Raw genomic sequence first — 13,473 nt, forward strand, 5'->3', positions numbered from 1 at the left:
CAATGCTCCCCTACATAAATTGAAATGGCTCTGTATGAGCTTTTGAAATTATAACTTCAGTTGCTACTTGCTTTTGTTCAAACGCATTCTTTAAGTAATCATAAACAGCCTTCTTCATCACTTTTTCAACATGATGTCCAGGGTCAATGACATTTAACCCCATGCCAAGAGCGTCATGAGCGACATGGAAATAAAGGTCGCCAGTCACAAATACATCTGCTCCTTTGCGTTTCGCTGCAGAAATATATTTATTACCATCCCCGCCCAGGACGGCCACTTTCTTCACTCGTTTATCCTTATCCCCCACAAAACGTAATGAAGGGACATCGAAGGCCTTTTTCACTCGTTCTGCGAATGATTCCAGGGTCATAGCTTCCTCTAGTTCCGCCATCCGCCCAAGGCCTCGTTTTTCACCTTGGAGTTCTAGAGGGTAGATGTCATAAGCAACTTCTTCATATGGATGAGCTTGTTCCATTGATTGAAGAACTTTATTTAAGATCGAACGGGGCACGATGGTTTCCATACGGACCTCTTCGACTTTCTCTAGTTCTCCTCTTGTACCTATGTAAGGATTCGTGCCATCTTCAGGCTTAAAAGCCCCTATACCTGGTGTTTGGAACGTACAATGACTATACTCCCCTATATGCCCTGCTCCGGCATTACCAAGCGCTTCTCGAACCTCCTCTTCATGCGTTTCCGGTACGAAGACGACAAGCTTATAAAGGGACTCTCTTTCTGTTTCAATTAATACATCTTTTACTTTCACACCTAAGGCCTCACACATTGCATCGTTCACACCACCCCATGCTATATCCAAATTGGTATGAGCAGCATAAACCGTAATATCATGCTTGATAAGCTTCTGTACAATACGCCCCTTCTCATGGTCAGGGTTGATCTGCTTTAATGGTTTGAATAGCAAAGGGTGATGGGCAATTATTAAATCTACCCCTTGCTCAATGGCTTCATCAACTACATTTTCTAATACATCGAGGGTAACCATGACCTTATTTACTTTTTTATTTAGTGTACCCACATGTAAACCAATCGGATCTCCATCGAAAGCAAGTTGCTTTGGACTCCATTCCTCGAACCATTTGATAATATCTTGACCAGTGGCTACTTTACTCACTTGCAATCTCCTCCTTAATCCAACTTAATTGAGTTTCGAATTCTCTCACTTTATCTTCATCAGGATTCTTCGCTCGTTCCATCTGACTTAAAACAAACTGTAGTTTATTTGCTTCCCCTTGCCACTTCAAAATAAACGGCGCTGTCTTCTCTTGTCGTAAGAATGGACCAAAGAACAGATCCTTCTCACGTTCCTCACCATAAGGCTTCTCAGGATCACTCGTGCGGTCTCCTACTAACACTTCGTAGATATGTCCATCTTCTTCTAGAATGGTCTCTTCTGTAAGCTCATATCCATTATGTAAGAACCAATTACGAACAACTTGAGCATCTACATTTGGCTGGGCTACAATTCGCTCTACTTTCCCTAACTTCTCCTTCCCTTCTTCTAGAATGGTACGAATTAACTTACCTCCCATCCCTGCTATGGTAACAAGTTCCGCTTCATCTTGTTCTAAAACAGCAAGACCATTGCCCTTTCTCACACTTACTTGCTCGTTTAATTGTTGTTTATCAATATGGCCCTTTGCCGATTGGAAAGGCCCTTCATTGACCTCTCCCGCAATAGCACGGACTAAAGGATTACGTTCACAAACGTAAGCAGGCAAATAAGCATGGTCAGAACCAATGTCTGCAAAAGTGACCCCACTATATATAAATGATGCTACTGCCTTTAGCCTTCTCGATAATTCCGTTTGTTTCATTTCTCTCACCACTTTACTAAAATCTAATATTAGTCTTACCACACCTCAGACAAAAAGTACAAGGGATTTTCGAGTACCCCATCAAATTGTCTCTCTCTTAGGCGAAGTGTGGTTATTCAAGCCTAAGGATAAAATGAGACAATGTTGTATTGCAATCAATCATGAAAGAGGGAAGAAAAAAAAAGAAAAGCTCCCTGCTTATGCAGGAAGCTTTTTCTCATTATTTCTTTTCAGATAGCCATTTCGCGACAGCTTCTGTCTTTTCAGCATTCAAATTCTGCGCTGGCATACCGCCACGGCCATTCTGAATGATCCCCTTGATATCTTCTTTGGAAAGTTTACTTCCTACGGTCTGAAGGTTAGGACCTACCTGACCAGATAAGTCTTGACCATGACACCCTGCACACGTCTGAGAGTAGATGGCTTCAGGATCAGCTGCCCCGGCATCACCACTACCGCCTTCTTCAGCTGTTTTCTCCCCTTCGCCTTCTTTACCTTCCCCCGCTTGATCCATTTGGTTTAATCCCACAAAACCAATAATAATCATAAGGGTTATACCAAGTACAGCAATTAAAGCATAAGGCATAACTGGGTTTCGTTTCATGCTTATTTCCTCCTTATGTAATCCCCATTTCCACGGTTAGGACAAACTACATATATTTTACTTGAAAACGCTACTATAGAAAAGGGAAAAAGATGTTAAATCTAAAAAAAGATAAATAACAACCACATCACAATGCCTATAACACCTGATGCGATTAGGTAAAACACTTTTTTCCAAACACCTAATAAAATCCATAATAAACAGTTAAATAAAATCGTTATATGAAGCAAGCTCACTACTTGAGCACTTTCTTTTACTAAATAAACAGAAATGATCAAGAACAATAATAAGAAAACAATAATGGAAATATGTACATAAATGGAATTTGTCTTTTTAAAATACGAATAACCGACGGCAGTCATAATTAAAAAAATCAAATGTAAACCTGTTTGCATTAGCATGGATATTTCAGTAAAATAAATGACAAGAAATGAAATCGGAAGAAGTGCTAACAGAATCATGACAAGAATCGACGTCAACCATGCCTTTAACGGAAACGCTTTCTTTTCTGACGACGAATCATCTTCTCCTTCCGTATATAAAGCTAGTAAAAAGTCGCAATATTCTTTCGGGAGCAGCTGATGATTTTTCCAGTATCGTATTTCATCTACAACCACTTGTTTACGAGTGTCATCCAATAAGCTTCACCCCTTGAGATTCAAGGATAAAAAATACACAGCCACTGTGCACCTCAGATGGGGTACACAATGACTGAGTGTATAGCATTAAATATACTCTATTCCAAGAAGTCTTTTAATCGTTTGCTACGACTAGGGTGGCGAAGTTTACGAAGTGCTTTCGCTTCAATTTGACGAATACGCTCACGCGTTACGCCAAATACTTTCCCTACTTCTTCAAGTGTGCGAGTACGTCCATCGTCAAGTCCAAAACGTAAACGAAGAACGTTTTCCTCACGGTCTGTTAATGTGTCAAGTACATCTTCCAATTGTTCTTTTAGTAACTCATAAGCTGCGTGGTCGGAAGGAGATGTTGCCTCCTGGTCTTCAATAAAATCACCTAAATGAGAGTCGTCCTCTTCACCAATTGGTGTTTCTAATGAAACGGGCTCTTGAGCAATCTTCAAGATCTCACGTACTTTGTCTGGAGTAAGCTCCATCTCTTCAGCAATTTCTTCAGGAATTGGCTCACGTCCAAGGTCTTGAAGTAATTGACGTTGTACACGGATTAACTTGTTAATCGTCTCCACCATGTGAACCGGAATACGAATTGTACGCGCTTGGTCTGCTATAGCACGAGTGATGGCCTGACGAATCCACCACGTTGCATACGTACTAAATTTGTAACCTTTACGATAATCGAACTTCTCAACAGCTTTAATCAGACCCATGTTTCCTTCTTGAATTAAATCAAGGAACAACATGCCCCGTCCAACATACCGTTTTGCGATACTAACAACTAAACGAAGGTTTGCTTCAGCCAGACGTCGCTTTGCTTCTTCGTCTCCGTTTTCAATTCGCTGGGCTAAGTTAATTTCTTCTTCAGCAGATAATAGGTCCACACGCCCAATTTCTTTTAGATACATACGTACAGGATCATTAATCTTAACACCAGGCGGGACACTTAAGTCGTTTAAATCAAACTCTTCTTCTTTGTCCAATTGCTTCATGCTTGGATCTGCTTCAGAGTCTCCAATAATTTCAACGCCCTGGTCACTTAGATATTCATAAAATTCATCCATGGCTTCTGAATCTAGCTCATAACTGGATAAACGCTCAGCTACTTCTTCATAAGCTAAAATACCACGCTTTTTCCCTAATTCAAGCACCTGTTCCTTCGCTTGTTCTAGGGTTAGCTCATTCTCTGTTGATTTTGAACTTGATGGCTGTTTTTGCTCTGCCATGAGTCCCCCTCCTTCCAAACTTCCTTCTAAACCAAACTATTGGGATCTTAACTGCTTTTTCATCTCAATGATTCTCATCGCAATTTGGGCAGCTTTCACTGGATCATTTTGGCGCTCCGCTTCTTTTTGTTCCAGCTCAAGAGATGAAATGCTTTCCTGCTCACTTCTTTTATTTGAAATGACACGAATATAATCATTGACTTCTGCATCACTGAGATCAGGCTGAAGCTTTAACATAGCAATTTCACTTACTAAACTTTGCAGGGAGGCATCCGGTAATTGTTCTATAAATTGACCCGGATTCGCTTCATACCCTTCTTCATAGTAAGCGTAAAGATATGTCACAATGACTTGATGTTCATTCAAATTAAAAGCTCCACCTATATGTTCTTGGACTTTATAAGACACAGAAGCATCATGCAACATATAATAGATCAATTGCCGCTCAGCATTATGAAATGCTGGAAGCAATTTCTGTTTTTTTCTAGAAGTTTCTTTGTAATTATTAGTATAGCTAGTCTCAGGATTCTTATCCTTATCAAGTCCTTGCTTTTTTCGGCGATTTATGATTTCTTGTTCTAACACTTCTAAAGAAAGGTCATATTCACCTGCAAGCTCTCTAAGATAGTGATCCCGCTCCAGTGGTTTACTGATTTTAGAGATCTCATCTAAAACACGTTCGATGTATTGAATACGATCTCCTTCATTATTCAGATTAAACCCCTGTTTTAAATGGTTGATCATAAAACCTGTATACGTAACAGCAGCTTCTAACACATGCTTTCGAAAGCTTTCACTTCCGTATGACCGTATATAATCATCAGGGTCTGAACCATCTTTCATTTGGGCTACTCGTACATCACAGCCTACTTTCTTTAGTATGGTAGCTGCCTTGTATGATGCATCCTGACCAGCTCGGTCGGCATCATAACATACAATAACCCGCTCCACATAACGACGAATCAGTTTCGCCTGTGGCTCTGTAAGAGCTGTCCCTAATGTGGCTATGCCATGTTTAATACCACCTTGGTACGCAGATATAACATCCATTTGTCCTTCAAATAAGACAACCTCATTTTGCTTTCGTATCTCAGCGCGAGCTAAATCAAAATTATAAAGTAACTTCCCTTTTTGGAATAAATCCGTCTCTGGGCTATTCAAATATTTAGGATCGCCGCCATTTACACTACGTCCACTAAATGCAACTGTCTTTCCTTGATGGTTTCGAATGGGAAAAATGACTCTACCTCTAAAGCGGTCACCGTAATGACCATCTTCTCGATATGAGAGCAAGCCTCCTTTAACCATCGTTTGAGGATGGAAACCTTTATTCTCTAAGAATTTCATTGTAAATTCTTTCGAGTTAGGAGCAAAACCTAACTGAAAAGCATCAATCACTTCATCAGTTAAGCCCCTTTCTACAAGATGTTCATATCCATCTTTACCTTCTTTTGTATGTCTCAACAAATGATGGTACAATTTAGTTAACCATCCATGCGCTTCAAGTAGCGTCTGATTCTCCTGATGCTTTGGATCAGTTTCCTCTCGATCGCTATTTTCTTGGTCTGGCACTTGATGGCCACTTTTATCAGCGAGAATTCGAATGGCTTCCTGAAAAGAAACACCTTCAATCTCCCGAATAAAGGTAAGAACATTCCCACCCTTTCCGCATCCAAAGCAATGAAAAATTTGCTTATCGGAAGAAACGGAAAAAGAAGGAGTTTTCTCATTATGGAATGGACAAAGCCCAAAGTAATTTCGACTCTTCTTTGTCAGTTGCACATATTCACCGACAACGTCAACGATGTCGTTTGAATTGCGAATTTCCTCAATGACACTTTCTGGAATGCGATTAGACATACAATCACCATGTTTACTTTTTATTCTAGAAGAAGTATAAAAACCCTTCAAAATTCGACAAGATTTTTTTGAGAGAACCCTTAAAAAATCTTATTGTGTATAGGACTTAAGGCGATACGCTAAAAGCCCTACCCTAAGAGACCATTAATCATGCTTTCTTTCCCTAGAGATCGATGCTCTCCTACCAGGTCATGTTCGACAAACCCATAAAAGGATGCCGGCTATAGTCAAGTATTCTACATTCCTGTCAGGAATCCTTCTCAAAGAATATAAGTTTTAACTTTCTGAAAAGTCGCTACTTCTATTCAAATGACGGGACATAGCATCCATTCCCCACTATTCCATTATGCAAACCATAGAAACATTTTTTCACAAAATACAATTATAATACAATAAAGATTGAATTACCACGATTTTTTTATAGAATATGAGTATAATTTTACACGAAACTTTCACATCCACATGACAAAACACAGGTGCAGCACCTGTGTTTTATTTTAAGACTTTGAGTGAATTCGATTGAGAATCGTATTAGCTGTTTCTTCAACGGCTTTGTTTGAAACATCAATTACATCACATTGAATGCGGTCCACTACGGAATTAAAATGGCTAAGCTCGTGGTGGATGCGTTCCATATTAGCATAGGTCGCCTGATCATCCAATCCTAATGCTTTCAAGCGCTCTCTGCGAATATCATTAAGCTTTTCTGCACTAATCTTAAGACCTATACATTTTGAAGGATTCACTTTAAAGAGTTCTTCAGGTGGGTCCACCTCTGGAACAATAGGGACATTGGCTACTTTCAAGCGTTTATGTGCTAAGTACTGAGAAAGTGGTGTCTTCGAAGTTCTTGAAACGCCTATTAACACGACATCTGCTTTCAGAATCCCTCTAGGGTCTCTCCCGTCGTCATATTTCACTGCAAATTCAATGGCCTCTACCCTCTTAAAGTAATCTTCATCCAACTTGTGAACTAGCCCTGGTTCTAGGCGCGGCTTCTTTCCATAATGCTTTTCAATTTGGTCTATAAAAGGACCAATAATATCAATAGCGATCACATCATGCTCTTTCGCTTCTTGTAATAAGTACTCTCTAAATTCAGGGATGACTAATGTGAAGCCAATCATTGCTTGATGATCTTTTGCCTGAAGGACAGCCTCTTTTAGAGTGGCTTTATCCTCAATATATGGAATACGTTGAATTTCAAATTCACTGTTATTAAACTGACTAATCGATGCTTTAACAACTAGTTCAGCTGTCTCTCCTACAGAGTCTGATACGACATAAACAATTGGTTTACCCATCCTACTACCTCCTCACGCCTTATATACGTTCATCACGTCCTAGTTCAACTAGTGCTTTCGTTAAGTTCGTTTTCGTTAAACGACCAATAACTTCATAGCCTTCTGCGTCATTCTTAACAACCGGAAGCGCATCAATTTGTTTATCGATTAGCATTTGACCTGCTTCTAGCAATAGGTCTTCTTTATAACAAAGCGTAACATTCGGCATCCTTGTCATTATAATATGAACGGGAATTTCCCGTAAATCTTGATTTCCGATACTTGCACGCAATAAATCCTTACGTGATAACACACCTACTAATTTTGCATGATCATTTACTACAAAAAGGGTTCCGACATCTTCTAGAAACATCGTACAGATTGCGTCGTATACAGAGACGTTTTCATGAACGACAACAGGAATCGATTGAAAGTCTTGAACTTTAAACTTTTTTAGTTTTTCAGTTAATAGTTCTGAGCCAGTTTTGCCAGTATAAAAATACCCTACTCTCGGTCTTGCATCTAAGTATCCCGCCATGGTCAGAATGGCTAAATCCGGTCGCAGGGTTGCTCGTGTCAAACTTAAACGCTCTGCTATATTCTCCCCTGTAATCGGACCGTTTTCTTTAACAATTTCTATAATATGTTCCTGGCGTTGTGTTAAGTCCATCGTTTCACCACCTCTTACTATGTGTCATACTATTTAAAATATTATATCTCATTTTAGCCATAGTTGGAAGAACAGTCCTCTCTTATTTCACCGTTCACTTCAAAATAAGCAACATAAACACCATCATTTTTGTACAACTTCTCCGTCATAAGTGAAAAAACCTCGCCCCCATACCCAATCAAGGTATAAAGACGAGTTTCCTCTTATGTGATCCGTTATGCGCTTTGCAAGAATACTGAACAGTCCTTGAAATGTCAACTATTCCGCTACTCTTTCAGCCAATCTAATTGATTTAAGAACTTCTTCGACTTTAAATAATAGCCACCATAGCGATCATAATATTCGGTTATGATTTGCTTGAGTCGTTCCTTATTTTCTTGTTTTACAGATATATTGCCAACCCTCGTTACGTCTACTCCAAGGCATATTCGTAAAAGTTTCAAGAGGTTTGGTGAGAGACCGTAAGAATGGGGGTCTATGTGTCGGCACCTCGTACACAACGTCCCACCTTCTTGTACAGAAAAAGAAAAAGGCTCTACTTCAGACCCGCAGTTCACACAACGATGAACTTCAGGCGCAAAGCCGCCTTTACGAAACATCTTCATTTCATACATGAACATTAGAATATCTAAATCTTTATCTTCTGTAATCCAAATAAATGTTTGTAACAGCTGTTGAAACAAAAACGGGTCAGGCTTGTTTTGTTCCTGTAGCTTATCAGTCAGTTCTGCCATATAAGAAGCATACGCTGTCTTAACGATATCTTCTCGAATGGCTCGCAAGGAATACAATACCTCTCCTTGCTGCAAGGTCCCCATGTTAGAGCCCATTTGCACCAAGAAGGAAGCATATACAAACGGTTGGGTAATTGCTGTTAATCGACTTTTAGGCTTTTTAGCCCCTCTTGCCATTACAGCAATTTTACCTTTTTCCCGCGTGAACAAGGTGACAATTTTGTTCGTTTCCCCGTAGTCACCTGTTCTGATTACAATCCCCTCTACCTTTTCTAACAATATAACTCACCTATCTTCTTTCTCTACAACTGTCGATCAAATTCTGCATAATCTTCACTGTGTTCTCTAACTGGAGAACCTTCACTATCTGTAGTTTCCATTTCTTTCATTAATAAATAGGTTTCAATGTTTCCTGTTTGACTAAAGACCTTCCATGTAAAGTCGAGCACAAGAAACCCCCACCTTTCTATTGGATTAAGAAAATGTATGATTAATCTTAGATTGACCGTAAACGCCGGCACTCATGTGACTTAATATTTTCCAAATTAATATTCGTCTTCTCTGTAACCATACTCTTGCAAGTGATTTGTACGATTACGCCAGTCTTTTTGAACCTTCACAAAAAGCTCTAAATAAATTTTAGTTCCTAGTAAAGCTTCAATATCTTTACGAGCTCTCTGTCCAATTTCCTTCAACATCGAACCTTGTTTTCCAATAATGATTCCTTTTTGACTAGAGCGTTCAACAATAATGGAAGCTTGCACGTTCAATTTTTCGTTTTCTCGCTCTTCAATTCCCTCAATGACTACCGCAATGGAGTGAGGAACTTCTTCACGAGTTAAATGTAGCGCCTTCTCGCGAATTAACTCACTGATTACAAAGCGCTCTGGGTGGTCTGTAATCATATCTTCCGGATAGAATTGTGGTCCTTCAGGCATCTTCTCAACCATTAACTTCAATAGGTTATCAACGTTATTGCCTTCAAGGGCAGAGATCGGTACAATCTCAGCGAAGTCATACTTTGTTCGATACTCATCAATTAGTTTAATTAATTCGTCCGGGTGAACCTGATCTAATTTATTCACAATCAAGAAGACAGGTTGCTTTACTTTTTGAAGCATATTGATAATAAATTCATCACCACGTCCAAAGCCTTCCTTCGCATTCACCATAAATAATACTAAGTCTACTTCGTTTAAGCTTTGTTCAGCGACATTCACCATAAAGCTGCCTAATTTATGTTTTGGTTTATGGATCCCTGGCGTATCTATAAATACCAATTGGGCGTCATCTTGTGTGTAAACCCCTTGAATTTTGTTACGAGTTGTTTGTGCCTTATCACTCATTATGGCAATCTTCTGGCCAATAACCCGATTCATAAATGTGGATTTTCCTACGTTTGGTCGTCCGATAATGGATATAAATCCTGATTTGAAATCTGATTCCATGTTGTATCCTCCATGCTTTGATGATTATTCCTTAAATCAATCTTGATTTTTTTCTATTTTACTACAAATTCGCCTTCATTTCATGTAATCGACAAAAGCAGTTACGATGTTACAAGAAAACAAAAAGGTTATTGTTTCCCCTTTTGATTTTTAACAATTAACAACAAAAAAGACCCGGAAAAGAGTTCCCAGGTCTTCTTAGAATAGTTTAGGAAGAAATATAATACAAGCAATAATTACAGAAGCTAGCGCGGCAACTAGTACCGCTCCAGCTGATATGTCTTTAATTTCCCCTACCAAGGGGTGATAATTTGGCGATAAGAAATCCATAATTCGCTCAATTACAGAATTAATCATTTCTAAAATAATGACAATAGCCATTATAGTAATGACCGCAACCCACTCCCATGCTACTAAACCAAAAAAAAGACCCGCTAGTATCACAAGAGCTGATACGGACAAATGAATTCTAAAGTTTCGTTCCGTTTTAAGTACGTTCCATAGACCGTTAAAGGCAAAGGAAAAACCGATGAGCTTTTTTTTACTCGTTCCGTTTGAGCCCGAACTCATGTAAAATTTCCTCTTGTCTTGTGAACATTTTCTTTTCATCCTCTTTATTCATGTGGTCATACCCAAGCAGGTGTAAAAACCCATGAAGAGCTAAAAAGCCAAGTTCACGCTCATAAGAATGGTTATATTCCTCAGCCTGTTCCTTTGCTCTGTCTACAGATATAACAATATCTCCAAGAAGAAGTGGCATTTCAGCCCCCATGATTTTCATTTCTCCTTCTCCCTCTTCTTGCATCGCAAACGAAATCACATCCGTCGGTTCATCCTTCTGACGGTAGTTACGGTTAATAATTTGAATTTCGTTATTGTCAACGAACGACACCGATAACTCAGCTTCATCTGTGACATTTTCCTTTTTTGAGGCGAAGTCCAAAATACGCTGGATTAAATCAACATAATTCTCTTCTACTGAGTTTGTTTCATCGTGAAAATCAATGTACATATTTATGCCTCCTTTACGGCCGCTTTTGTTTCTGGATATTGAATTCTTGAATGAAATATACCTTGTAACGTTTCACAAATCGCTGTTTGTATACGCTCTAGGTCTTTTAATGTTAAAGGACTATCGGATAATTGTCCATCCAGAAGACGGTCAATGATAATTGAGTGAACGAGATTTTCAATATCTTCTGGCGAAGGAGATTTCATAGACCTCACAGCAGCTTCTACCGAATCACAAATGCAAACAATGGCTGCTTCACTGGACTGTGGCTTTGGTCCAGGGTAACGAAATAAATCCTCTTGAACATCTTCATCCCCCTGTTTAGCTTTATGATAAAAATATTTCAACAAGGTTGTACCATGATGTTGTTCAGCAATTGCTATAATTTCCTCAGGCATCTTATGTTTCCGTAGCATCTCAGCACCGATATAAGGGTGACTAATAATGATTTCTGCGCTTTTATGAGGCTTTAATTCATCATGGGGATTTTTCATGCCCATCTGATTTTCAATAAAGTACTGAGGTTCTGACGTTTTCCCCAAATCATGATAATAAGCGCCAACCCGAGCGAGTAACCCGTTTGCTCCGACCGCTTCACATGCGGCCTCACTCAAATTGGCCACCATCACACTATGGTGATACGTCCCAGGCGTCTGGGTTAAGATCTTTCGGAGAAGAGGGTGATTCGGGTTAGACAATGTAATGAGCAACGTATCTGATAGCATACCCAAACCGGCTTCGAAAAATGGCAATAACCCAAATGTAAGGACGGATGATAAAAAGGCAGCTAATACAGCATACCCTAGCGTTATGGCTAAGTTTGAAACAGAAATCGGCTCATAAGTCAGCATGACAAAGGCACTAACCAATAGCATATTGACTACCGTAACTCCGAATCCCGTTTTCAGGATAGAGGTCTTATCTTTTACATTATGTAGAAAGATAATCGCAGCTAACTGGGAAAATAGAAAATAAATACCGGCTTCTACATTTAAAGTTCCAGGAATTTGATCATTAAAGAAAATTGTACCAAAAACCGCAAATAAAACACTCGAAAAAACAGCGATTCTCTCATGAATAAGAAGCTTTAATAACATTGCGCCAGCAGCTACAGGCACTGCATAGTATAAATCATCAATTGAAGTCTGAAAGAGACTCCCTACCTTCATCAAAAGAAAGACAAGAATGCTTATAAAGAGAACGGCGAGTACCTTCGGATGATCCAACTGGTCCAGTTCTTTCATTCTTCTTAACTCATAGAAAAGGATACCTAGCGACAAAATAATGACGACGATGAGTCCTGTATAAGGATACCAATTGTTTTTCCCATCGAGTAACCCTACTAACTCTAAGCGTTCGTAGACATCATTAGAGATGGTCTCCCCTTGAAAGACTAACACCTGACCTTGTCTAATCATGACCGGTTCCACATCGTTTGCTGCTTCGTTTTGGGCTTGGATCTTCTTATCCTCATCGATAAATGAATTACGAACCACTAAGAATTCTGTCAGAGATTGGACTGCTTCTTTCAGAGAGGGATCAAAGCTACTAAACTGCAGTTCGTTTAAAACCTCTTTACGGGCTTCTTCCACCCCTTCCTCTCTCACACCTGCACGGAGAACGTCTGTTAAAGCTTTTTGAAGCATTTCTTCAGCCACATTCCTCTGATCAGCAGGTGCTTGCAATAAATGCTTTAAGACCTCTTTATCCACTTGTTTGGTGATATCTTCTGAAAGCATGGATTGAAGTTTAGCCACATCACTCTTTTGTTCCTCTAAAGCTTCCGAATCTTTATCTTTTTCATCATTTTGGCTTTCCACAACCCTAACCGCGTTAAAGATCTCTTCCATGTAATTGATGCGGGTATTGGTGATAAAGTTTCTGATGGTGTAGACATCCTCAACCGATTCCATTGCCTCGTCCCGTTTTTCTTGAGTTCGGTCTTTATCTTCTACATTTACAGGGGAGAGAATGGTATCCTTTGCTGTGTCTAGCCTTTTCACATCATAGGTCTTGGTTTGAACATTTGAAAAAGCAAGCAAAAACATGACCAGAGCCAATATTGCTAAAGATGCCCCCGTGGTAACCCACAAATTCTGAAACACATTTCCCTTGATGAACTGATTCCACCAGTTTCTCACCCAATTCCCCTCCATTATTCTAAAC

14 protein-coding genes are annotated in these 13,473 nt (G+C 39.4%); all 14 read right to left on the reverse strand.

The genetic code is table 11. The features are described from left to right. Nucleotides 1–10: 10 nt before the first annotated feature. The 14 genes from QNI29_RS14625 to QNI29_RS14690 all read right to left on the reverse strand — a co-directional run bounded on the left by QNI29_RS14625 (nt 11) and on the right by QNI29_RS14690 (nt 13,448). Nucleotides 11–1,132, reverse strand: coding sequence for a Nif3-like dinuclear metal center hexameric protein (locus QNI29_RS14625; protein ID WP_231417228.1), 1,122 nt, complete (start codon nt 1,130–1,132; stop codon nt 11–13). After that, entirely contained in the window at nt 1,125–1,835 is a 711-nt protein-coding gene (locus tag QNI29_RS14630; RefSeq protein ID WP_231417229.1) for a tRNA (adenine(22)-N(1))-methyltransferase, read from the reverse strand. The genes QNI29_RS14625 and QNI29_RS14630 overlap by 8 nt, the downstream gene beginning before the upstream one ends. Nucleotides 1,836–2,055: 220 nt before the next feature. Further along, nucleotides 2,056–2,439, reverse strand: a complete 384-nt coding sequence (gene cccA / locus QNI29_RS14635; protein WP_231417230.1) for a cytochrome c550 — start codon at nt 2,437–2,439, stop codon at nt 2,056–2,058. Between the two features lie 101 nt (nt 2,440–2,540). Continuing rightward, nucleotides 2,541–3,077 (reverse strand): hypothetical protein, encoded by a 537-nt coding sequence (locus tag QNI29_RS14640; protein ID WP_231417231.1) that lies wholly within the window; start codon nt 3,075–3,077, stop codon nt 2,541–2,543. A 98-nt stretch (nt 3,078–3,175) separates the two neighbouring features. Beyond that, nucleotides 3,176–4,300 carry an RNA polymerase sigma factor RpoD gene (rpoD, locus tag QNI29_RS14645; protein ID WP_188651484.1) on the reverse strand — a complete coding sequence of 375 codons (1,125 nt, stop codon included), beginning with the start codon at nt 4,298–4,300 and terminating at the stop codon, nt 3,176–3,178. A gap of 36 nt (nt 4,301–4,336) precedes the next feature. Then, nucleotides 4,337–6,160 (reverse strand): DNA primase, encoded by a 1,824-nt coding sequence (gene dnaG / locus QNI29_RS14650; RefSeq protein ID WP_231417232.1) that lies wholly within the window; start codon nt 6,158–6,160, stop codon nt 4,337–4,339. A gap of 497 nt (nt 6,161–6,657) precedes the next feature. After that, on the reverse strand, nt 6,658–7,464 hold the full coding sequence (locus tag QNI29_RS14655) for a pyruvate, water dikinase regulatory protein (RefSeq protein ID WP_231417233.1): 807 nt from the start codon (nt 7,462–7,464) through the stop codon (nt 6,658–6,660). A 19-nt stretch (nt 7,465–7,483) separates the two neighbouring features. Next, entirely contained in the window at nt 7,484–8,113 is a 630-nt protein-coding gene (locus QNI29_RS14660) for a transcriptional regulator CcpN (protein WP_231417234.1), read from the reverse strand. Between the two features lie 266 nt (nt 8,114–8,379). After that, nucleotides 8,380–9,126 (reverse strand): DNA repair protein RecO, encoded by a 747-nt coding sequence (gene recO / locus QNI29_RS14665; RefSeq protein WP_231417235.1) that lies wholly within the window; start codon nt 9,124–9,126, stop codon nt 8,380–8,382. A gap of 23 nt (nt 9,127–9,149) precedes the next feature. Next, nucleotides 9,150–9,296 carry a YqzL family protein gene (locus QNI29_RS14670; protein ID WP_231417236.1) on the reverse strand — a complete coding sequence of 49 codons (147 nt, stop codon included), beginning with the start codon at nt 9,294–9,296 and terminating at the stop codon, nt 9,150–9,152. Between the two features lie 96 nt (nt 9,297–9,392). Then, nucleotides 9,393–10,295, reverse strand: a complete 903-nt coding sequence (gene era, locus QNI29_RS14675) for a GTPase Era (RefSeq protein ID WP_231417237.1) — start codon at nt 10,293–10,295, stop codon at nt 9,393–9,395. Between the two features lie 198 nt (nt 10,296–10,493). Continuing rightward, entirely contained in the window at nt 10,494–10,865 is a 372-nt protein-coding gene (locus tag QNI29_RS14680) for a diacylglycerol kinase family protein (RefSeq protein ID WP_231417238.1), read from the reverse strand. Beyond that, nucleotides 10,837–11,307, reverse strand: a complete 471-nt coding sequence (gene ybeY, locus QNI29_RS14685) for an rRNA maturation RNase YbeY (RefSeq protein WP_231417239.1) — start codon at nt 11,305–11,307, stop codon at nt 10,837–10,839. The genes QNI29_RS14680 and ybeY overlap by 29 nt, the downstream gene beginning before the upstream one ends. Nucleotides 11,308–11,309: 2 nt before the next feature. Further along, the gene (locus QNI29_RS14690; protein ID WP_231417240.1) at nt 11,310–13,448 is read right to left on the reverse strand and encodes an HD family phosphohydrolase; all 2,139 of its coding nucleotides are present in this window, start codon (nt 13,446–13,448) and stop codon (nt 11,310–11,312) included. Between the last annotated feature and the right edge of the window lie 25 nt (nt 13,449–13,473).

The organism is Pontibacillus chungwhensis (genome assembly GCF_030166655.1).
Classification (GTDB): Bacteria; Bacillota; Bacilli; order Bacillales; family BH030062; genus Pontibacillus.